Below are 23,442 nucleotides of genomic sequence, written 5' to 3'. Positions count from 1 at the left end.
ATATGAATATTCTATAGAGTTATTAAACTAGTCTATAATACTATTGAAAGTCTTGCTGGGACGCATAACATCATTAGCAAGAGATTCTTTTGGGTCATAATAACCGCCAATATTGGTAGGGCTGCCTTGAATGCTGTTAAGCTCGTTAACAATCGTATCTTCATTTTCAGCAAGTTTTTGTGCCAGCACAGAGAATTCAGCTTTCAAATCTTGGTCTTTATTTTGTTTAGCAAGTTCTTGTGCCCAATAATAGGCTAAATAAAAATGACTTCCGCGGTTATCTAATTCACCTGCTTTTCTAGAAGGGCCTTTTCGGTTTTCTAAAAGCGTTTCGGTTGCATTATCTAAAGCTTCCCCTAAAACTTTAGCTTTAGCATTATTGTTTACCTGACTAAAATGCTCTAGAGACACTGCTAAGGCTAAAAATTCACCCAAAGAATCCCAACGTAAGTGGTTTTCTTCAAGAAGCTGTTGAACGTGCTTAGGGGCAGATCCTCCGGCACCAGTTTCGAATAAGCCACCACCGTTCATTAATGGTACAATAGATAACATTTTTGCGCTAGTTCCAACTTCCAAAATAGGGAATAGGTCCGTTAAATAATCACGTAACACATTTCCTGAAACAGAGATGGTGTCAAGACCTTTAATGATACGTTCGCATGTAAATACAGTAGCATCAATAGGTGATAAGATTCTTAAATCTAATCCAGCAGTATCATGGTCTTTTAAGTATGTATTTACCTTTTTAATTAATTCGGCATCATGAGCTCTATTCTCATCTAACCAAAATACAGCAGGAGTTTCTGAAGCTCTAGCTCTAGTCACCGCTAATTTAACCCAATCCTGAACTGGTGCATCTTTAGTTTGGCACATCCTCCAAATATCACCTTCTTCAACGTTATGTTCTAAAATCGTATTGCCGTTAGCATCAATAACTTCTACGATACCATTTGAAGAGATTTCAAACGTTTTATCATGAGAACCATACTCTTCCGCTTTTTTTGCCATTAGTCCAACATTGGGAACGGTTCCCATAGTAGTTGGATCGAAAGCACCATGTTTTTTACAAAAATCGATGGTAGCAGCATAAACCCCAGCATAGCTGCTATCTGGAATCACAGCTTTGGTGTCTTGCAATTCACCTTCGGCATTCCACATTTTTCCAGATGTACGAATCATAGCAGGCATGGAAGCATCAATAATAACATCACTTGGTACATGTAAGTTGGTAATGCCTTTATCGGAATTTACCATAGCTATTGAAGGACCGTTTTTATAAGTAGCGTTTATGTCGGCTTCAATTTCTTTTCGTTTAGCTTCAGGTAATTCTTGTATACGCTCTAAAAGGTTACCCAAACCAGAGTTTACGTTAACTCCTAATTTTTCAATGGTAGCACCATGTTTACTAAATACATCTTTGAAAAACACCTTAACGGCATGACCAAAAATAATAGGGTCGCTAACTTTCATCATGGTACCCTTCATGTGCAGAGAAAACAGTATACCGTTGGCTTTAGCATCTTCAACCTGTGTTTCTAAAAAGCTTAATAACGCTTTTTTATTCATTACCGTGGCATCAATAATTTCTCCCTTAAGCAAATCAAAACTCTCTTTTAAAACTGTAGTTGTTCCATTTGCACTTGTATGTTTAATAGTTACACTTGTAGCTTCGGGAAGGGTATATGATTTTTCGTTATGAGCAAAATCACCATCTGCCATAGTTGCTACATGCGATTTAGAATTGGCTGTCCAAGCCCCCATAGCATGTGGGTTCTTTTTGGCATAGTTTTTAACTGCTTTAGGTGCACGTCTATCACTATTACCCTCTCTTAATACAGGGTTTACAGCACTTCCTTTAATTTTATCGTAGCGCTCTTTGATGTCTTTTTCTGAAGCATTTCCAGGCTCATTAGGGTAATCAGGGATTTTATATCCTAGATTTTGTAATTCTTTAATAGCCCCTTTTAATTGTGGGATGGAAGCACTAATGTTAGGTAATTTTACAATATTAGCTTCTGGTTTTTTTGCTAGCTCACCAAGAATTGTTAAATCGTCAGAAACTTGTTGTTCTTCGGTTAAAAAATCAGGGAAAACAGCCAGAATTCTAGCGGCTAAAGAAATATCTTTAGTTTCAATATTAATACCTGAAGATTTAACAAAGGCCTTAACAATTGGAAGTAGCGAACGTGTTGCTAATGCTGGAGCTTCGTCAGTTTTTGTATAAATAATTTTAGACATTCGTGTCGGTTTTTTTAAAGAATTATTAAACTACTAAATCATTCAAAAAGAAAGGCTTGAATTTTAGCGATGCGAATATACAAAATTACATGCTTATTTAGGTTCATTACTATAATGAAAGTGTTTTAACATAATAGATTTATAATAATGCTAAAAAAGTAAACTGTAGATGAGAAAAGTGTAACAAATTGATGAAGAAGTTACAAAATAACAAAAGCCATATCACTGCAGAATTTAATCTCCGTTGACATGGCTTTCTCGAAATAACTTAACGTGACCTATTTGATATGTCTACCAAATGCATTTAAAATTTTCATTTAAACTTTCGGTTCAAGTGTTGTTATTTCAATGAAACATTTTTTTGATTTTCAAAATGTATTGACTTATCATAAAAACGTTTCGTTATTGTTTTTCTTGATGCTTTTAAACCTTTATTCACTTTCGTGTCTAAATTATTAATCGCATTGCTTGCATTATTATAAAAGCTTTCGCTTTTATAATTTTTTAAGCTTTTCATTATATCATGCTATATCTGCTAACACATATACAACATTTTATAATGTCATGGTTTTTTACTTATCAACGCATACACGTGATGCAAAATAACCTCAAAAAACAATTATGTAAAGAACGTTACCTTATTTAGAAATCTTGTTAATTCGCTGTTGAGACGAAACCAACTATGACGTTGTCAGTATTTCTATTGCTAATATAGAACCAAATTTGAAAAAATCAAATTTTTCAAAGATCTAGATATTAACTAGTTATGAACTTGAGTTATTAACTTTTGTTAATAAAAAGAGCCTTGAGAATTCTCAAGGCTCTTGGCTACTGCGATTGCAGAAATATTATTATTAACGTCTACGCTCAGTAATTCTGGCTTTTTTACCAGTTAGACCTCTAAAGTAGTAAATTCTAGCTCTACGTACTTTACCACGTTTGTTAACTTCAATTTTTTGTAATGCTGGTAAGTTAATTGGGAAAATACGTTCTACACCAATAGATCCCGACATTTTTCTAATCGTAAAAGTCTCTGATGTTCCAGACCCTCTTCTTTGAATTACTGTACCTCTAAAAAACTGAGTACGTGTTTTATTACCCTCTTTAATTTCGTAATAAACAGTAATAGTGTCACCAGCAGCAAATTCTGGTAATTCTTTTCTTGTTACAAATTCGTCTTGTACAAATTTTACTAAAGATTCCATATCTTTAAATTTAATAATGATTGATTCAGAACAACATTCACGATTCTCGCCAGAGGTTAACCCGAAATTGGGTGCAAATATACATAAAAACTTAAAAGTTGAAACTTAAAAGCTTAAAAGTTTCTTTCTATTATTTTATTCATCTAGCAAATCTGGGCGACGCTCCTTAGTTCGTTTATAAGCTTGTTCTTCACGCCATTTTTCTATTTTGGGAAAATTTCCGCTAAAAAGTAATTCTGGAACTTTCATGCCTTTGTAGTCTCTTGGTTTTGTGTAAATAGGAGGGGCTAATAAATTGTCTTGAAAAGAATCGGTTAGGGCAGAGGTTTCATTACCCAGTACCCCAGGGATGAGTCTAATGACTGCATCACATAATACCGCAGCTCCCAATTCACCGCCTGACAAAACATAATCTCCAATAGAGATTTCTTTTGTTATAAAATGGTCTCGTACCCGTTGATCCACACCTTTATAATGGCCACAAAGAATAATTATATTTTCTTTTAATGATAATTGATTAGCGATACCTTGGTTTAAAGTTTCGCCATCGGGTGTCATATAAATTACCTCGTCGTAATGGCGCTTAGCTTTTAATGCCGAGATGCATTTATCTATGGGTTCTACCATCATAACCATACCGGCACCACCACCAAATTGCGTGTCGTCAATAGATTTATATTTATCCGTGGTGTAATCGCGTAAATTATGAAAGTGAATATCTACCAAGCCAGCTTCAATAGCACGCTTTAAAATAGAGGCTTCAAAAGGACTTTTTAAGAGTTCTGGAAGTACAGTAATAATATCTATGCGCATAAAGACAATTTAATGCCGCAAAGATAGATGAATTGTTTGGGAAGTAATCACCGTAATTATTTTTAGTAACTATTGTTATCTTAAAAAGAAACAAGGGCACATCTATGCCCTTGTTGTTAATGTACTTTATTTTACCTCCTCAGCGTCTGAGGGGTACCATTCTCCTGCAAACCAAGGTTCCAAAGGCCCATAGAGCCTAAAAATGGTATTCCAGCCTTTACCAGGAATGGTTTGAATCCAATTTTGCTCAAAGCCTTTAACCGGCTCTGGACCAATATAGATGTCCCAACTACCATCTTCATTTTGAACTAATCCGTTTTTATTATTATCGATGCCAGGGAATTGTTGGTCGGTTTGTAGCATCGAGCGTGTTTGATTGTCGTAAATCGTAAAGGACCAAAAGTCTTTCATAGGAGGGTTGGTAGGCACATGAAATTTATATGTTTTACTGCCATCAAATGTATTACCATCTTTGTCGGAATAAGCAATGGCATATTGAGAGCCTTTCCCAATGATTTTCATTGACATGGCTGGCGTAATCCCCGTCGCATAGAAATGAAATGCGCTGCGGGCATCTAATAATCGAACACCTTCATGCTCGAATAAATAACTTTTGTATGCCAGTGGATTTAGCCATTGTGTATTTGGAAACTTATAGAGGTATTCACTTCTTGGTTTAGCCATTTGTGTTCGTACAATGGCACTACCAATTTTTGAAGCTTCTTTTAATATGTTTCGCATTCTTTCGTCTGGATTGAAATCTTCTCCTTTTTTTATGCCAATAGCTGCAAGGCTTCCTAATATTTCGGCATTCTCTCCAATGGCAGGCTCAGCTTGAATAACATCATTGATTTCATCATAAATTCTTTCGTCCATTTTATGAATTGTGTTAAATGTTTTACCAGAAACATTTACAAAATTCATTTTAGGAGGATTATCCTTTTGAGAGAGCGGATATATTTTAAAGGTGTTTTTTGTAGCTAAAACAGCTGGCTGTGGATCGCCGTCTTTTTGAAAACCTCTCCAAATAACCCAGTGGCCGTAAGTTTGAGCTTGGGATACAAAGTAGCCATCGGGAATATTACCCTTGTAGTTTGGCGGTAGAATAAGGAATTTTCCACCTTTAGAACGATCTGGTCCGAGTCTTCCAAAATCTGCTACATATTTGAAGTAATGGTCATCAATAATACCTAATACATCCGGTGGGGTTTCTATAACCATAGGCTCATTACCAAGTTCTAACCATGAGGTCATATAAACGGATGTGGTATTAGCGGTTAAAAATAATGCCTTAGAATCCATAAGCTCTTCGAAAATTAAGGCTGTGGAATTGGCTGGGCCAAAAGATAAAATGCCTTTTTTCATGGCTTCCATTGAGGCTATGTGAATGCCTTTTGTATAAGCATCTATGGCATTTACTAAATCGAGATAGTCATAGACCTTTTCTGCCGTTTTAGGTTCGGGAACGCCGTCAAAGAAATTAAGCTCTCCCAATTGTTTGGATATAATGTTATTTGGACTTTTAATGCCATCAGGAATGTCTGTAGTCATTTTCATTTTTTTCACAACAGGAGTGGCCTCAATACTTTGACCTTCTGGCGCATCTGCTTTTTCGCTGCAGTTAAAAAAAACAATCCCCGATAGGATTAGACTAAAAAAGGTTTTTTTATTCTTCATATTTTGCTGTATGTATTTTTATTAAACGTGATTTATGTAAATTAATGCGACTCTAAATTTCAATATAAAACTAGAAAAAAATGTAGTAATGCATATGGCTTACGAATATATGGTATTATTTTTTGCTATCGGTTTTCGTTATTTGTTGGTTTTGCCCTGTTAAATGGTCTATAATTTTATTTAATGGCGATTTGTCTTCAGGCTTTAATTGGCTTGGTACCGTCGTTAAACTACCATCTCTTGCAGCTACATAGCTTGGCGAGAGTATTTCGACACCCGCATCGTTAAAAACCGTTAAAATGTTTTTATGCATTTCAGAATATATAAGTGGCATTTTTTTTGGTTGGAGTGTGTAGGCATTAAGTTCATAAGACACATAATAATCATCTAAACTTGTTTGTAATACAAACGGAGCAGGTTCTTTTTCAATCATTGGAGTATTTGAGGCTGCTTTTAGTAATAGCTTGTTGGCTGTTTCCCATGGCAGGTCATAACCCAGTGTAATGGTTGTATGAAGGATTAAAATTTTATTCTCCTCATTCGAATAATTGACTATGGTACCAACCAAAATTTTAGCATTGGGAATAGTGACATCTTCTTGTTTCGTGGTTCTCAATCGTGTTACCAGAATAGTTTTTTCAATAACGTCCCCTACTATATTGTCTACCATGACACGGTCTCCTAATTGAAATGGGCGCATGTAAGTAATCACAATGCCTGCAATAATATTAGCAATGGCCGATGTAGAACCAAAGGATATTAATGCACCAATAAAAATAGAAACACCTTGAAAAGCAGAGGATCCGGATCCAGGTAGATAGGGAAATATTAAAATTAAAGCCAAGGCATAAATTAAAAGACCTAAAATTTTTCCGGTAGGTCTTGCCCAATCTTTATGGAAATTTTTAATTGTAAAATGTTCGCGTTCCACATCTTTAGCAATTTCATTGATAACACGAACTACATATCTTGCAACATAAGCAATAATTAAAATAAAGAAAAGCGATGGAATAAAATCTATAAACCCGAAAAAGATAAATTTAACTGGTTTGGCAATGTATCCATAAAATAATTTCACCACATTTTCAGCCCAAGGAAAAAAGCTAAACATAAATGGGGCATAAAAAAATAAGGAAATAATTATAATTGCTATTCGAGCAATTTTTGATAGAAAAACAAAAATGTTGGCCGTATCTCTTGGTATAAAATACTTTAGAATATTTTTCTTCTTCTTTAAAAAGTTGCGTTCTACTTTTGATAGTCTCACATCAATTTTCTTAAAAAACCAATTGATGAGTTTAATGTATACAATTAGTAGTATTAAAGAACCTAAGAAGTAAGCTATCCTCATAGCCCATTCTTTTGGACTTAAACCTTTTTCTTGGTTTAAGGCCTTTACTATAGCTTGTAACCTCATTTCGGCCAAGGCTTCAATATTTGTATCAGCTGTTTCAGCATCTTGAGAGGTTGTTATTAATGCAAATTGGTTATTCAACATGATTTTTGAAAAACCCTTATCATGTTGCAGCCAGAGGCTGTCTGTTAAAGGATTGTAAGTTTTGGTGAGCCGTTCTAGTCTTGCCGATGCTTCTTGCGCTCTTACTTCTAGCGGATAGTTTAAAACATTTGATTGTAAAAAGAACAGGGTGTCTTTATGCAAGATTACTGGTGTAGTTTTTACATGTTTTGTGTTCAAGGTGTCCTGGGCACCAACTAAAAAAGGGAGTATTAACAGAAGGGAAACAATTCTTTTTATTGGCATAGTTTAAATTAATTGGTGGGTGAAATTGAACCTCTATTTCAGAATGACCTACAAAAGCTTTACCAGATATAGTAGTCTTCAGTAAGCTCTAAGATATGAATTTTTAGATTTTTGTTCATTAAATTCTATTTGGTTTAGGTAACAGGTGTTTTTTAGTTTCGAATTAATTATAAACTATTATTATGGTTTCCATAAAAAATATAAATAAAAATTTATGAAAAATAAGTGTTAAGTTTACATAGAAGATTAAGACTTAGTTAAAAAGATTAAGCAAGTTCATTAGTTGAGTTGGTTGTGAATAGTTAAAATCCATGATTTATCATGGATTTTAACTAAAAAAGACCTTGATGAAAGGCCTTTTGATAATGTTTAATTGACAGTCTGCGATTATTTATTTCGCAATTTTTTAACGCCAAAAGCAGCGGCAGCTAAAACTAAGATGCTTAAACCTCCATCTAATGGGATCGAGGCGCCTCTTGTGCCCGTTCTACCATTTGGGTTATTATTACTTCCTTGATTTCCAAATGGCATGTTTCCAACACCGTTACCATTATTTCCTTCTCCAGCTTTTCCATTGTTTCCATTGTTGTTGACATTCGCAGAATGCACTATGGATGCACCATTATCTGAACCTAGGCCTTGACCCTGAGCATTAATGTTTAATGAAAACATCAAAGTAGCTGTGAATATAGTTAATGTTTTAAAATTAAATCTTCCCCTCATGTTTTTTGTTGGTTTTATTATTAATAAAACAATATCGTTGTTGCCTTTTTAAATTTAAAATAAAGTCGACTAAGTTATGTTTTTTTTCTTTAAATGGTTAGTTATTAGTTGATTATGATTGGTTTTTTTTCATGATAAAATTTATTTTTTGGATTTCTTGAAAGTATCAAACTCAGATTCGTTATCAGGTTTAGGAAAACTGTTGTTGCTTTTGTTCGTGTCGGCAAATTCTAAATTAGGATCAAGGTTTACCTGTATTACCTCTTTTTCTTTTATAAATGTTTTTGTAATCTCATATTCATTTTTACGCCAAATTTCGGCTGGAAGTCTATCAATTTCTTTGGTTCCATCTTTAAATAACCACTCAATAACAACTGGCATAACAAGCCCGCCTTTATTTTTTATTTTTACTTCGTAAATCTGTTTTCCAGAAAGTGCTTTGCGCATTTCCGTGTCGTCTAATCTTGAAAGGAACTGCCCATAAGCACGATCGGGAGTGGTTATCATATTAATCATTTCTGGCCCATTGGAAAAATCGGTCTCTTCTTTATTGACAGTGGCTTGGTCGTTACCCACTTTAATCTGATCTGTACTTTTTTGCTCTTCAATATTGGTGGTTTCTTCATTAATTTGAAACCATTTCACTTGACTTATCTCCAGGTCAACATGGTCGGTGGTAAAAAACCAACCTCTATAAAACCAATCTAAGTCCGCAGCCGTGGCATCCTCCAGTGTTCTAAAAAAATCTGCTGGATTAGGATGTTTGTACTTCCAGCGATTGGCATATTCTTTAAAGGCTTCATCGAATAACTCTTTTCCAATGATGGAGTTTCTAAGCATTTGTAATCCAACAGTTGGTTTGTAATAGAAGTTATAACCGAATTGGTTAAATAAATCATTGTCGGAAGTTGTCATGATGGGGCGTATAACATTTTTATCACCGCTCATAAAAGGAACAACCGTTTCTGGAGTTACGCTATTAAATCCAGGATAACGTTCGGCAATGGTTCTTTGGTGTAAAAAAGTATTTAGACCTTCATCCATCCACATCCATTTGCGTTCATCAGAACTCACAATCATGGGAAACCAATTGTGTCCAACTTCATGAATTATGGTACTAATCACCTGTTGCTTGGCGCGGTCTGATATTTTACCATTTATGGGGCGTCCTCCGTTAAAACTAATCATGGGGAATTCGATACCTACGTTAGATGTGTTTACGGAAATAGCCACGGGGTACGGGTATTCAAAGGTAGCTTCAGAGTAAACTTCTAAAGCTTGCTTTATGGCTTTGGTTGATTCCTCGCTCCAAACAGGTAAACCTTCTTTAGGATAAAACGACATAGCCATAACAGTATGTGTGGGTAGTTTAACTGCCTGGGCATCCCATAAAAACTTTCTTGAAGATGCAAATGAAAAGTCTCTTACATTTTCAGCTCTAAATTTCCAAGTTTTAACACCTTTTGCTTTCGTTTTTTCATTTTCAATAGCTTCGTCTTGGGTAATAATCATAACAGGTTTTTCAAAAGAAAGGTTTGCTTGATCGAGTCGTTTTAGTTGCGTTTTGTTAAGAACTTCCTTGCTATTTTGTAAACGGCCAGTAGCCGCAATAATGTGATCTTTTGGAACTGTAATTTCGACCTCATAGTTACCAAACTCTAAAGCAAATTCTCCTAATTTTTGAAATTGTTGATTTTGCCAACCTTCGGTATCATTATAAACTGCCATTCTAGGGAACCAGTGGGCCACTAGATAAACCCGATTGTCATCCTCTGGGAAGTATTCGTAACCTTCTCTTGAGAGTCTGAAAAGACTTCTGTCCGTAATAGGGTAAGACCAAGCTATGGAGAGCGTAGTGGATGCACCAGATTTAAGAACTTCGCTAAGTTTAACCTTCATCAAGGTATTGTTTACATGCGTTTTTAAATTCTCTTGTCTATTATTTTTTACATAGTCTATACTATATCCAGCTGGAAAGTCTAATGCTCTAGTTAAAAACTGCATTTGTCTTGTATTTATTGAGTCTTTCATTTGATTTCTAAAATCCCCAAAATCTTCATTTCCATTTTTATTAACGTTTTGATCTAGTTGGATCCATACATAGGTCAAATCGTCTGGCGAGTTGTTGTAGTAAGTAATAGTTTCCTCGCCTTTAAGTACATTCGTTATTTCATTAATGCTTGCTTTTATTTTGTAGTCGGCTCTTTGTTGCCAATAAGCCTTACTTGGCGCTCCGCTTGCGGTTCTGTAATTATTAGGCGGAGTAATCATGCGGTCTATTGGTTCAAACTTTCCTTGCCAAGGTTTGGTTTGGGCGTTTAAAAAAGAAAAATAAAAGAGAGTGACGGTTAAGAAAAAAATCCGTTGCATGCGTTAATCATTTGAGTTAGTCATGCACAAGATACTAAATATTAGTAGGTTTTATTGTTAAATTCGTGATATGTGTTATGCAAAGATTATCAATTTTTAAAATCTCATAAATCGTCTATAATTAGTTGGTTTAAGTAGATGGGTTCTGTATTTTTGCTTGCTTAATATTGTGATTAACAGCTTTAAAAAAGCACAAAAATATAAGTAGAATGAGCGAAAAGAAAAAGAAAGTGGTTACGTTTGATGTTTTAATTGAAATACCTAAGGGGAGTAGAAACAAATACGAGTATGATTTTGCATTGCATAAAATTAGATTTGATAGAATGTTGTTCTCTTCCATGATGTATCCTGGTGATTATGGTTTTATTCCTGAAACTTTGGCATTAGACCAAGATCCCTTGGATGTTCTAGTACTGGGGCATCAACCAACGTATCCCATGGTGGTTATGGAAGTGAGGCCTATTGGCGTTTTTTACATGACTGATGAAAAAGGTCCTGACGAAAAAGTAATTTGTGTGCCTGTATCAGATCCTATTTGGAGTAAGAAAGAAGATATTTCCGATTTAAACCCTCACAGGCTTAAGGAAATAGAACATTTCTTTCAGGTTTATAAGGATTTAGAAAGAAAAAAAGTAGATACTGGAGGTTGGGGTAATGCCGATGCTGCTGTTAAAATCTACCATGAATGTGTTAACAGATACAACGAAAGTGAACACAAAAAGAAGCGTACGTTTACAATTTAAAAACAACTTAAAGTACAGTTATATTTGAAAGACCATCTTATAAATTAAGATGGTTTTTTTTATACTATTTCTATTTGTTTTGTAGTGCGAATTAATAAGCGTATTCAAATCTAAATGCCAAAAAATATCAGCTTACAAGCTGAGGGCTAAGAATTTTTTTGTCGTTTTGCAAGACAAAAACTAACATAAATCATAGTATTAAAAATATTATAATTTATAAGGGTTTTCAATGCGTAATCTTTAATTATTAAGGGTTTTTTTTATCACATTAATTTCCATACTTTTGGTTGCGAAATTAATTTAAACTAATTATTGAAATATGGAATTACTAGTAAAATTCTTGCCACTCTTTGGTGTTTTGGCATTGGCGTTTGTATTTATTAAAAGTGCATGGGTATCTAAACAAGATGAGGGTGACGAAAAAATGAAGCGCATAGCAAAAAATATAGCCGATGGGGCTATGTCTTTCTTAAAAGCTGAATACAAAATTCTTTCTGTCTTTGTAATTGCAGTGGCTATTTTACTTTATTTTAAAGGAAGTTCAGAAGCCGGGTCTAATGGTATGGTTGCCGTATCGTTTATTGTTGGTGCTATATGTTCGGCCTTAGCTGGATTTATAGGTATGAAAGTAGCCACCAAGGCCAATGTACGAACTACTAGTGCTGCAAGATCATCTTTAGGTAAAGCCTTAGAGGTTGCTTTTGCAGGTGGTGCTGTAATGGGACTGGGTGTTGTTGGACTTGGTGTTTTAGGATTGAGTGGTTTATTCATGATTTACAGTGAAATGGGCTGGGGGCTTAATGAAGTTCTTAATGTACTTTCAGGCTTTTCTTTAGGGGCTTCTTCTATTGCACTTTTTGCTCGTGTTGGAGGTGGTATTTACACGAAAGCAGCCGATGTAGGGGCCGATTTGGTTGGTAAGGTAGAGGCTGGTATTCCAGAAGATCATCCTTTAAACCCTGCAACAATTGCAGATAACGTAGGAGATAACGTGGGTGATGTTGCTGGTATGGGAGCCGATTTATTTGAATCCTATGTAGGTTCAATTATAGGTACTATGGTATTAGGAGCCTTAATCACAACTCAAGATTTTAACGGATTAGGAGCTGTGTATTTGCCCTTAGTGTTGGCAGCTGTGGGTATTATAATGTCTATTATAGGAACCTTTTTTGTTAAAGTAAAAGATGGTGGTTCACCACATAAGGCATTAAACCTTGGTGAGTTTGGTTCGGCTGGTTTAATGGTTGTAGCATCTTATTTTATAATAGATATTATGTTGGCTGGTTCTTCAGCTTTACCTCATGGATCTATGGGGGTATTTATAGCGGTATTAGCTGGTTTGATAGCAGGTTTAGCTGTTGGTAAAGTAACAGAATACTATACAGGAACAGGAACAAAGCCTGTGAATTCTATAGTGAGACAATCTGAGACCGGAGCTGCAACCAATATTATAGCAGGTTTAGGAATTGGTATGATGTCTACAATGATTCCAATTATTTTAATTGCAGCAGCTATTTTGGTATCTCATCATTTTGCTGGGTTATACGGTATCGCTATTGCTGCGGTTGGTATGTTGGCTAATACGGGAATTCAATTGGCTGTTGATGCTTACGGACCAATATCAGACAATGCTGGAGGTATTGCTGAAATGGCTGAGCTGCCAAGCGAAGTTCGCGAGCGTACCGATAAACTTGATGCTGTTGGTAATACAACAGCTGCAATTGGTAAAGGGTTTGCCATCGCATCTGCAGCATTGACTGCATTAGCCTTATTTGCTGCATTTATGGAAACAGCAGGCGTAAAATCTATTGATGTTTCTCAACCAGATATTATGGCAGGATTACTAGTAGGAGGGATGCTGCCTTTTGTATTTTCTGCCTTGTCTATGAATGCTGTAGGACGCGCAGCAATGGCTATGATTGAGGAAGTACGTAGACAATTTAGAGATATTCCTGCGCTTAAAGCAGCGCTTGAAGTTATGCGTAAGTATGATTCGGATATGAGTAAAGCATCTGAAGCTGATAGAAAAATATTTGATGCTGCTGATGGTGTAGCGGAGTATGATAAATGTGTTGCCATTTCAACGCAGGCGTCTATTAAGGAAATGGTCTTACCTGGTTTATTAGCCATTGCGGTACCTGTTGCTGTTGGTTTTATTGGAGGTGCAGAAATGTTAGGTGGTTTATTAGCAGGTGTTACTACTTGTGGTGTGCTAATGGCAATTTTTCAATCTAATGCCGGTGGGGCTTGGGACAATGCAAAGAAAACCATTGAGGAGCAAGGTAAAAAAGGGACAGATGCTCATAAAGCTGCAGTTGTTGGGGATACCGTAGGTGACCCTTTTAAAGATACCTCTGGACCATCTTTAAATATATTATTAAAATTAATGTCGGTTGTAGCTTTGGTTATTGCTCCAAGTTTAGTTGATGACAGTACCGTTTTAACCTATGTCTCTGAAGATGCTGAAAATATTGAAATAACTAAGGAGGTAAACGTGGAAATGGATGCTAATGATGATGGTACCTTTACTGCTGTAAAAACCACTATAACCACTAATAAGGGAGAAGTTTCTACTACTTACGAAACTTTTGAAGGCACCAAGGAAGAGGTTAAAGCTAAAATAAAAGCATCAGAAGAAGTTTCAAAAACGTTCATAACTGTTCTTGAAACAAACAAAGATGATTGCTAGTTAGAAATTTATCTATAGAGTATAAAAACCACATGTATTGCATGTGGTTTTTGTATTTTTAAAAATCTCAAACAACCAAAATGTTTAAAAAAGATCCGCTTCAAATTATAGCTTTTCAAACCTATGGAACGAAAACCCATGTTTATCTTAGAGGTCGGGCCTTAGAGGATGAGAGTATCGATTTAGAACAAAAAGGAGCTTTTAAGTTACTGATAAACGCCTGGAAACGTTTTGGAACAGATGAGATTAAGCACACAGGAATACGCATAAAGCTTGGAGAAGATTTTGTTTTCTCTACAAGGACAAATAAGGATGGTTATTTTATAATTGAAGATACGGTAGATGATATTACTAGGTTTTTAGATGAAGAAGGTTGGGTTAGTTTTGAGTTTTCATATGCAGAGAAGCATGTAGGTAGAAAAATTCAGTTACAGAATAGATTTGTTGGAGAAATGCTTATTCCATCAAGTAAGGCGTCTTTTGGGGTTATAAGCGATATAGATGATACTATATTGCACACAGGTATAGTATCCATACTTAAATGGCGCGTGCTCATTAACACATTATTGACTTCTGCAGGCAAACGAATACCATTGGAGGGTGCTCCAGAGCTATACAATTTATTGCACCTAGGTGCGAAAGGAAATGAGGCCAACCCTATTTTTTACGTTAGCCATAGCCCTTGGAATCTTTACAGATATTTAGAATATTTTTTAAAAAAGAATAAATTTCCTAAAGGGCCCATAATTTTGAGGAGTTTTCCAAAACTGTTTTACAAAAAAAGAAATGGTTTTAAACCAAGAAAGTATAAGGAGATTATGAATCTTTTAAACACTTATCCTAAATTGAATTTTATACTTATTGGGGATATTGGAGAGGGCGATCCAGATATTTATCTTGAGATTGCTCAACTTAACCCAGAACGAATTAAAGCTATTTATTTAAGAAGCGTGGCAGACAAGAAAAAAATAAGGCGTATTGCTGCGTTATATCAACCTTTTAAAGATATTCCAGTACTACTTATTGAAAATAAAAACCAAGCACTTGAACATGCCAGAAAGCATGGGTTTATAAAGTAGTGTCTTCCATAGATTGGCCTTGCGGATAATGTCTTGCTTGTAATATTATGATCAAGAACTATTATGGGGATGACCGTTTACATATCTTTTGCATAAAATAGGACTATTTTGTTATGCCTAATTATTTAGGAGTGAATTGATATGTAGTTTAGTAAAAGATAGTATATTTGTACTGGTTAACCAATCTGGTTAACCTGATAATTTATATGTTATGAAGAATTGTATTTCCTTAGTTATTTTATTGTTTGTAGTTAGTGTAAGTGGGCAGATAGTAAGCTCTAAAACAGAACTTCAAGACGCCATTAATAATGCTAAAGCAGGAACTATTATTGAGTTGACCGATGGTACTTGGGACAACTTACAGATATCTATAAATGTTAATGCAACGGAAGACCGTCCATGTATTATCAAAGCGCAAAATCCCGGTAAGGTGTTTTTTGAAGGACGAGCAAACATAAGTTTGGGTGGTTCATATATTATATTTGAAGGTATTGTTTTTCAAAATGCCTCAGGTCTTATTTCTAGTGGTGATAGAATTGAGCCCATTATAGAATTTAGGGATACCAGTAATAACGATTGTTTTAATTGCCATGTTCGGAATATCAAAATTAATGCATACAATGGAACAGTAAGCCAAGAGGAAGCCGTTTTTAAGTGGATTATTATTTATGGAGCTTATAATGAAGTGAGTTATAGCTCTTTTTTAGGTAAAAATGGCGTAGGCAGTATTATAAATGATAATCATAATAACGGAACACCAGATTACTCTAAAATTCATCATAATTATTTTGCAGATAGGATTCCTGTAGGAGGCAATATAAATGGGCTTAACGACCAAGATGCCATAAGAATAGGCGTAAGTTCTACATCGCTTTCTGATTCATTTACCGAGGTTTATGATAACTTTTTTAACAATTGGTCAGGTGAAGTAGAAATAATTTCGAACAAGTGTGGAAGCAATAAATACTATAATAACACCTTTAGAGATTATCAGGGCACTTTAACTTTAAGACATGGTAATAATACCGAGGTTTATGGGAACTATTTTTTTGGAAATAACAATTCATTTTCTGGAGGTGTAAGAGTTATTGGAGAAGATCATAAAGTTTATAATAATTATTTTGAAGGACTCAGGTATAGAAAACCAAATGGATCAGGTTCAAGTACCACAGGAGGTATAAATGTTATGAATGGTATAGAAGATTCTCCTCTTAATGGATATTATCAAGTTAAAAATGTTCAGATTGTAAATAATACACTCGTAAATTGTGATTTAGCTATCAGAATAGGGACTAGTTTAAGTGGTGCAACTCTGGCGCCAGAGAATCTAATTGTAGCCAATAACATCATTTTAAATTCTGATATCAATGCCTTTCAAGAAGTTACCGCTCCGACAGGAACTTCATTATACGAAGGCAATATTACGCAAGATGGCGATTGGGACTTAACAAATGGAGAGAATTCAAACCAAACAGTAAGTTCTGGGTTGTTAGTTAGTGGATCTGATTTTTATAGATTAGCCAATGCAAGTGCAGCCATTAATGCTGGAGTTGGAACCTATTCATTTTTAACCAAAGATATTTTGTATGGAGATAGAGAAGAAGATTTTGATGCCGGAGCGGAAGAATTTGGTGCCAACGGGACCGTTGGACCATATGACCTTTCAAATGTTGGACTCACTATAGGTTTTGGTGCTTTAGAGACCTTATCTATAGGGAAGATACATTTTAGAAATGATACCCTAAAACTATATCCAGTTCCAAGTCAAGGTTTATTGAATTTAGAGAAAAGCGAAAGTATTATTGGAGAAGTTAAAATTTTTGATACCTTAGGTAAATTACTTCATTTTGAACAAGTAGATACAAATAAAACCACTATAGACCTTAGCAATTTTTCAAATGGTATATATGTGCTAAAAACAAAGGAGTCTTTTAATCGATTTATAATAAACTAAGTATATTCGTTATTAAAACAAACCATTTATCTCTGCATCAATGGTGTTAATTACATTACCCAAGTCTTCGGGGTTGTCAACAAAGTTTAATTTGTCAACGTCAATAATTAGCAGTTTACCTTTATTATAGCCGTGAATCCAAGCTTCGTAGCGTTCATTTAATCGGCTTAAATAATCAATACTAATGGAGTTTTCGTAGTCACGACCACGTTTATGAATCTGCGAGACTAAATTAGGAATAGAACTTCTTAAGTAGATTAAAACATCGGGACCCTGCACCAAAGACTCCATTAAGTCAAAAAGCGATTTATAATTTTCAAAATCACGGTTAGTCATTAATCCCATAGCATGAAGGTTTGGTGCGAAAATATGCGCATCTTCATAAATGGTTCGATCCTGAATAATATCTTTACCACTTTGCCTAATTTGTAGTACTTGACGAAACCTACTATTTAAAAAGTAAACTTGTAAATTAAAGCTCCAACGTGCCATTTGGTTATAGAAGTCATCCAAATAGGGGTTATCAACCACATCTTCTAATTGGGCTTCCCATTTATAATGTTTTGCAAGTAGTTTGGTTAGAGTTGTTTTTCCAGCACCAATATTTCCGGCAACAGCAATATGCATATCTTAGTTTGTCTTTAATTGATATTGTTGTAAGGTTTCATCGTTGTAAATATACAAGGTTTCATTCGTTACAAAAAATGCATTTATGCTTAAATTTGGAGTTTGTATTTGCCTTATGATATCTTCATTTTTTCCTAGATAGTATAGCTTGTCATTTTTTTTCAAAATTACGTTTTCGTTATACTGAGAAATCTCCGTATAGCCGTTATTTTCAATTTTTTTAACTAAGCGTCCAAAGTAGTTATACATGAACAAATACTTTTCGGTAAGTAACCAACAGTAATTAAAATTACTAACCAAATCTAAGGGATAGCTTTGTACAGGGACTATTTGAGCTCGCGTTGTTTGCGACTTATAATCAAAAAGTTCAAGGCGCTGTAAATCTTGGTTAAAAACCCAAAGAGTATTATCATTTCCAGTTGATACATGCGAAACATTTATATATGGGGACATCCTATTAAAATCAATTTTATAAATTTCTGCAAGCCGGTTATCTAAAATAATTACGGTGTTGAAATCTTTGTAAAACAGATTTATTTTTAAAGGATTGAATGTGTTTATGGAGGTGAGATTTCCGAGTTGGAAGTTATTATAGCTAAGGTTAACCGGACTCGTTTTGATATAAAAAACATTATCTTTTATAAAATATGCACGTCCAAAATTATCAAAGGAAATAATGGTTTCATCATTGACGTCGTAAGATTTAATAAGCTTGGCCTCAACGTTGTTTTGAGCGGTTAAAATTTGCAGAGCAAGGCAGCAAGTAAATAGGACATGTTTCATTTGCTTTGAAAAATACAAAAACGAAATTAGATTTTAATGAAGAATTTTATTTCAGAGATACTTTAGTTAGTTCTGGTTGGGAATATACTAACTATCGTTAGTTTATAAAATTATTTTGTTTTATTTTTAGGTATATTTGTTAAACAAAAAAAATATTTAATCATGAATTTAAGCTTAAAGAGATCTTTTATCTTTCTTTTTTCCTTTTTTATGGTTTGCATAATTAAGGCGCAAGAATTTCAAGGAAAAGCCTATTACTTTTCTAAAACCCCTATGGATTTAGGTAGATGGGGAGCTAAAATGAGTGAACAACAAAAAAAGCAAATTGCAGAACGGCTTAAAAATAGGCTCGAGAAAACATATGTTTTAGCTTTTAATCAAGTAGCTTCAACATACAAAGAGGAGGTTAAGCTCGATGCTATTTCTGGAGCAACAGATTCTTGGGGTAAAAATTTTACACCAGGAACTCAATACAAGAATATAAAGACTAAAGCGTTTATACAAAACCAGGAGTTCTATGGTAAAGTTTTTTTGGTTAAAGATACCTTACAAACCATATTATGGACTATGGGAACAGAAACAAAAAAAATTGGTGCGTATACATGTTTTAAGGCAACCTGTTTAAGGCCCAAATTTGATTTGTCATGGTATAATTTCTCATGGGGTGAATTGAGGCGAGAGGTTGAAAATAAGACAGATACTATAAAAAAACCAGATGCTTTACATAAAGCGGAGCAAACCCCTAGCGATGATATGGTCGAGGTGGTTGCTTGGTACACGCCACAGATCCCTGTAAGTCAAGGGCCAAGTGACTATACAGGGCTTCCTGGACTAATTTTGGAAGTTAGTGCAGGAAATACGACTTTGTTATGTAATAAAATTGTTATAAACCCCGGTGAAAAAGACGACTTAAAAATTCCCACCAAAGGGAAAGAAGTTACTCGAAGGGAGTACAAAACTATTATTACAGACAAAATGAAGGAGTTTAGAAAAAATAGGAGTGGGCGAAGATAAACTTGGAATCTATTTGGCAGGAAACTAGGTGCCATGTTCTACTGAGGAAAACGAGATAGTTTAACATATTTTTAAGAATATACGATTAAACGTAATACGTTGAGGCGAGTCTAACAACTAGCTTTACATATGTGTTGCTATACTCTAAACCAAAATTCATTACTCACCATGGTAAACTATGCTCTAAAATTGAGTCGTTTTTTCATTGTTTTTCTTTTTACGGGTTTTTTATTCGCGCAGGATTTTCAGGGAACAGCTTATTATATGTCAAAAACAGATGTTGATATGAGTCAGTTTGGAAGACCGGATATGACTGAAGATCAAAAAAAGCGTATGGCAGAACGCTTAAAAACCATGTTCGAAAAAACATATGTTCTAAGTTTTAATAGGTTAGAATCGATCTATAAAGTAAAGGAAGAATTAGAAGCTCCAAATCAAGGAAGAGGTGGGCGTTTTAGTGCTATAATGTCTGGGGCTATTGATGGAGTTAAGTATAAGAACGTTAAAACGAAAGACCTTCTTAGTGAGCATGAGCTCTTCGGAAAACTATTTTTAATAATGGATACCTTGCCTCAATTACAGTGGAAAATAACAGGGGAAACCAAGCAAATTGGAACTTATACTTGCTTTAAGGCAACTGCAATAAAGGATTGGGCCGATTTTGATGTGAGTAGTTTAAGAAGAGCCCCAAACGGTGAGGATTCAAATTCAGATATCGAAAGCAACAAGGAGGAAAATGATGAGCCAATGGCAGAGCAAGTGGTTGCTTGGTATACCATGCAGATTCCTGTTAATCAAGGACCAGGTGATTATTGGGGACTTCCAGGCTTGATTTTGGAAATAAACACAGCTAACACCACCATACTATGTTCGAAAATAGTTTTAAACCCAAAAGAAAAGCTTGCGATAAAGCAACCTAATCGAGGGAAAGAGGTTTCAAAAGAGGAGTATGTCGATATCGCTACTAAGAAGTATCAAGAAATGCGTGAAAATTTTAGAAGAGGAAGAAGGTAATTAACCTATTGTACATGAATTTATATATAAAACCAAAGGCTACCTTACTAATTTTCTTTATTTCGGCCATTGGGTTTTCTCAAGTTAAGTTGGAGGGGGTAGTAAAAGACAGTATTGGTCAGCCTTTAGAATTGGCTAATGTTATAGCTGTTAATTTAGAGTCTAACGTTTTGGAGTCTTATAATATTACTACAAACAAGGGTAAGTATGCGCTGGCTTTAGGTAAAAACTCTAAATACAAACTTCAGGTAAGCTATATAGGTATGAAAACCTATGAAGCCAATATAGAAACTACAACAGAGAACCTTGTTAGAGATATTATTATGAGGCCAGATAATGCATTGGACGCTGTGGAGATTACTTACGAAATGCCTGTAACAATAAAAGGGGATACACTAATTTATAATGCAGACTCCTTTAAAAATGGAACTGAACGTAAGTTAGAGGATATTCTAGAAAAGTTACCAGGGGTGGAGGTTAATGACGATGGACAGATAGAAGTAGAGGGACAACGTGTTAGTAAGCTTATGGTTGATGGAAAAGACTTTTTTGATGGGGATACAAAATTGGGAGTAAAAAATATACCTTCAAATGCCGTAGATAAGGTTCAGGTTCTTAAAAACTACACAGAGGTAGCTCAGCTTAGTAGTGTTCAAAATAATCAGGATAACTATGCCATAAATATAAAGTTAAAAGAGGGTAAAAAGAATTTCTGGTTTGGAAATGTATTAGCTGGTGGTGGGGCTGCACCAGACAACCCTTTGTATATTGTGCAACCTAAGTTATTTTATTACAACCCTAAGTACAGTATTAACTTTTTAGGGGATTTAAATAATACTGGAGAGCCAGCACTTTCAAGAGGGGATTTAAGAGGTTTTGGTGGTGGTTTTAGAGCACCAAGTTCTTCTAGTGGAACTAATTTAAATCTTGGTGATAATAGTTTAGGATTTCTGGCTACACAAAATAATAGAGCTCAAGATATTGTTAATAAAATGGCTGCTAGTAATTTTAGTTATTCACCCAATCAGGCATTAGATATTAGTGGTTTTGGAATTTTTAATAGTAGTAGAATAGATTTGGTAGAGCTGAACTCGGTAACCTACACCGACCCAGAATTGGGTATACCAGATGAAGAAACCATAGAATCGACTAGGCAAAGATCTGATGTAGGCTTGGCAAAACTAAGTGCATCATATAAACCCAATGTCGATAATCAGCTAGAGTACGATGTTTTAGGAAGAATTACGCAAGAATCGCAAGATAGAAACTTAGTGTCTTCAGTAATCGGAAGAACAACTCAATTTGAAGAGAATTCACCATATAGTATCAGTCAAAATCTTAAGTATTATTACACCTTAAACGACAAGAATATTTTTGCGTTTGAAGCTGTTCATTTATTGCAAGATGAAGATCCATTTTATAACGCATTTTTAGAGGATAAGGTGGCTTATATGAATACGGCCGAACGATTAGGTTTAGACCTAAATCAAACAGGTTACGATATTAATCAAGATAGACGTATTAAAACCAATCAGTTAGATGCTAAATTGGATTATTGGAACATACTTAATAGTATTAGCAACCTAAATTTTACTTTTGGAAGTATTTTAAGTCGTCAAGATTTTAACTCGAATATCTTTCAGGTTCTTGACGATGATTCTGTATTTGTTCCCATACCAACCATTAATGATGGCTTAAGTGAAAATGATGTTGCTTATAAGTTTAGCGATGTTTATTTAGGAATACATTATAGGCTAAGGTTAGGTAAGTTTACATTTACGCCTGGGTTGTCAGCCCATGCTTATGGCAACTCTAACAACCAGTTAGGGGAAACGTTTACAGATAACTTTTTTAGGCTTTTACCAGATTTTGAAACTAGAATTCAGTTTAAAAAGAGTGAGAGTTTAACCTTTAGATATAACATGAGAAATCAGTTTACAGATGTTACTCGATTAGCTAGAGGAATTGTTTTAAATAACTTTAGTAGTATACAAATTGGTAATCCACGTTTAGAGAATGCCTTAACTAACAATTTGAGTTTGTTTTATAGAAGCTTTAATTTGTTTAATTACACAAATGTATTTGCAAGAGTTAATTATACTAATACCATAGGGCAGATAAGAACGCTATCAAATTTTGATAGCGTAATACGTACCAATACCTTTTTTAACTCGGACTTTGCAGACGAGTCCTTAAGTGCTAATGGGCGCATTCAAAGAACCTTTGGGAAAATTCGAGGAAGCTTTAGAGCAAGTTTCAACTACAGTAAGTTTAATCAAATAGTACAAGGAAGACGATCCTTAAACGAGAATTATCGTCAAAGCTATACCCCAGAAATACGCTCAAACTTTAGAGAGGCTCCAAATTTTAGAGTGTCTTATAGTTATGGGGTAAATGATAATAAGCAAGGTGGGAGGACCACTCAATTTATAACGCATGCACCGCGCGCTCGATTTGATGCCTATATTTGGAAATCGTTTACATTTTTAACGAATTTCACATACAATAGTCAAAGCAATCCAAACGGTTCGCCTCAAGTATTTAAAATATGGGACGCCTCATTATCCTATAGGAAGCATAAAGACTCAAAATGGGAGTACCAAATTAAGGGTACTAACTTATTAGATACCAATTCTAATATTCGTAATGGAAATAATAACGTTTCTGTTTTTACGACAGAATACTTGATTCAACCTAGGTTTCTAACGCTGAGAATTAGGTATGAAATTTAATTTGAAAATTTATTTTGTA

The 23,442-nt window shown here is 34.8% G+C and carries 16 protein-coding genes; 7 read left to right on the top strand and 9 right to left on the bottom strand.

Annotated features, from left to right (window positions below; genetic code table 11):
- Positions 1 to 27 precede the first annotated feature (27 nt).
- The 7 genes from E5D58_RS14540 to E5D58_RS14510 form a co-directional block, all read right to left on the bottom strand.
- Positions 28 to 2,238, bottom strand: a complete 2,211-nt coding sequence (locus E5D58_RS14540) for an NADP-dependent isocitrate dehydrogenase (RefSeq protein WP_136483040.1) — start codon at positions 2,236 to 2,238, stop codon at positions 28 to 30.
- An 854-nt stretch (positions 2,239 to 3,092) separates the two neighbouring features.
- On the bottom strand, positions 3,093 to 3,443 hold the full coding sequence (gene rplS / locus E5D58_RS14535; RefSeq protein ID WP_136483038.1) for a 50S ribosomal protein L19: 351 nt from the start codon (positions 3,441 to 3,443) through the stop codon (positions 3,093 to 3,095).
- 135 nt (positions 3,444 to 3,578) lie between these two features.
- A complete protein-coding gene (gene trmD, locus E5D58_RS14530) occupies positions 3,579 to 4,256 on the bottom strand; it encodes a tRNA (guanosine(37)-N1)-methyltransferase TrmD (RefSeq protein WP_136483036.1) in 678 nt (225 codons plus the stop codon).
- A 126-nt stretch (positions 4,257 to 4,382) separates the two neighbouring features.
- Complete coding sequence (locus tag E5D58_RS14525; RefSeq protein ID WP_136483034.1) at positions 4,383 to 5,933, bottom strand: DUF1254 domain-containing protein; 1,551 nt, start codon at positions 5,931 to 5,933, stop codon at positions 4,383 to 4,385.
- Positions 5,934 to 6,048: 115 nt separating this feature from the next.
- A complete protein-coding gene (locus E5D58_RS14520) occupies positions 6,049 to 7,695 on the bottom strand; it encodes a mechanosensitive ion channel family protein (RefSeq protein WP_136483032.1) in 1,647 nt (548 codons plus the stop codon).
- A gap of 387 nt (positions 7,696 to 8,082) precedes the next feature.
- A complete protein-coding gene (locus E5D58_RS14515; RefSeq protein ID WP_136483030.1) occupies positions 8,083 to 8,418 on the bottom strand; it encodes a PID-CTERM protein-sorting domain-containing protein in 336 nt (111 codons plus the stop codon).
- Between the two features lie 141 nt (positions 8,419 to 8,559).
- Complete coding sequence (locus tag E5D58_RS14510; protein WP_136483028.1) at positions 8,560 to 10,788, bottom strand: M1 family metallopeptidase; 2,229 nt, start codon at positions 10,786 to 10,788, stop codon at positions 8,560 to 8,562.
- A gap of 209 nt (positions 10,789 to 10,997) precedes the next feature.
- Here E5D58_RS14510 and E5D58_RS14505 point away from each other — a divergent pair, with 209 nt between their 5' ends.
- The 4 genes from E5D58_RS14505 to E5D58_RS14490 all read left to right on the top strand — a co-directional run bounded on the left by E5D58_RS14505 (position 10,998) and on the right by E5D58_RS14490 (position 17,253).
- The gene (locus tag E5D58_RS14505) at positions 10,998 to 11,531 is read left to right on the top strand and encodes an inorganic diphosphatase (RefSeq protein WP_136483026.1); all 534 of its coding nucleotides are present in this window, start codon (positions 10,998 to 11,000) and stop codon (positions 11,529 to 11,531) included.
- A 319-nt stretch (positions 11,532 to 11,850) separates the two neighbouring features.
- The gene (locus tag E5D58_RS14500) at positions 11,851 to 14,220 is read left to right on the top strand and encodes a sodium-translocating pyrophosphatase (protein WP_136483024.1); all 2,370 of its coding nucleotides are present in this window, start codon (positions 11,851 to 11,853) and stop codon (positions 14,218 to 14,220) included.
- Positions 14,221 to 14,300: 80 nt separating this feature from the next.
- Positions 14,301 to 15,299, top strand: a complete 999-nt coding sequence (locus E5D58_RS14495; RefSeq protein ID WP_136483023.1) for an App1 family protein — start codon at positions 14,301 to 14,303, stop codon at positions 15,297 to 15,299.
- 211 nt (positions 15,300 to 15,510) lie between these two features.
- Positions 15,511 to 17,253, top strand: coding sequence for a chondroitinase-B domain-containing protein (locus E5D58_RS14490; protein WP_136483021.1), 1,743 nt, complete (start codon positions 15,511 to 15,513; stop codon positions 17,251 to 17,253).
- Between the two features lie 12 nt (positions 17,254 to 17,265).
- Here E5D58_RS14490 and E5D58_RS14485 read toward each other — a convergent pair whose 3' ends face one another.
- Together E5D58_RS14485 and E5D58_RS14480 are read right to left on the bottom strand one after the other, a co-directional pair.
- On the bottom strand, positions 17,266 to 17,880 hold the full coding sequence (locus E5D58_RS14485; protein ID WP_136483019.1) for a deoxynucleoside kinase: 615 nt from the start codon (positions 17,878 to 17,880) through the stop codon (positions 17,266 to 17,268).
- A 3-nt stretch (positions 17,881 to 17,883) separates the two neighbouring features.
- Entirely contained in the window at positions 17,884 to 18,663 is a 780-nt protein-coding gene (locus E5D58_RS14480; RefSeq protein WP_136483017.1) for a hypothetical protein, read from the bottom strand.
- A 162-nt stretch (positions 18,664 to 18,825) separates the two neighbouring features.
- Between E5D58_RS14480 and E5D58_RS14475 the strand changes: the two genes are divergently transcribed.
- The 3 genes from E5D58_RS14475 (at position 18,826) to E5D58_RS14465 (ending at position 23,423) form a co-directional block, all read left to right on the top strand.
- Entirely contained in the window at positions 18,826 to 19,677 is an 852-nt protein-coding gene (locus E5D58_RS14475; protein WP_136483015.1) for a GLPGLI family protein, read from the top strand.
- Between the two features lie 129 nt (positions 19,678 to 19,806).
- A complete protein-coding gene (locus E5D58_RS14470) occupies positions 19,807 to 20,691 on the top strand; it encodes a GLPGLI family protein (protein ID WP_394345714.1) in 885 nt (294 codons plus the stop codon).
- Between the two features lie 14 nt (positions 20,692 to 20,705).
- On the top strand, positions 20,706 to 23,423 hold the full coding sequence (locus tag E5D58_RS14465) for a TonB-dependent receptor (RefSeq protein ID WP_136483011.1): 2,718 nt from the start codon (positions 20,706 to 20,708) through the stop codon (positions 23,421 to 23,423).
- Positions 23,424 to 23,442 lie beyond the last annotated feature (19 nt).

The organism is Cognatitamlana onchidii, assembly GCF_004804355.1.
GTDB classification, from domain to species: Bacteria; Bacteroidota; Bacteroidia; order Flavobacteriales; family Flavobacteriaceae; genus Cognatitamlana; species Cognatitamlana onchidii.
Note: the sequence above shows the minus strand (reverse complement) of the source record. Positions and strands in the feature narration are given on the sequence as shown.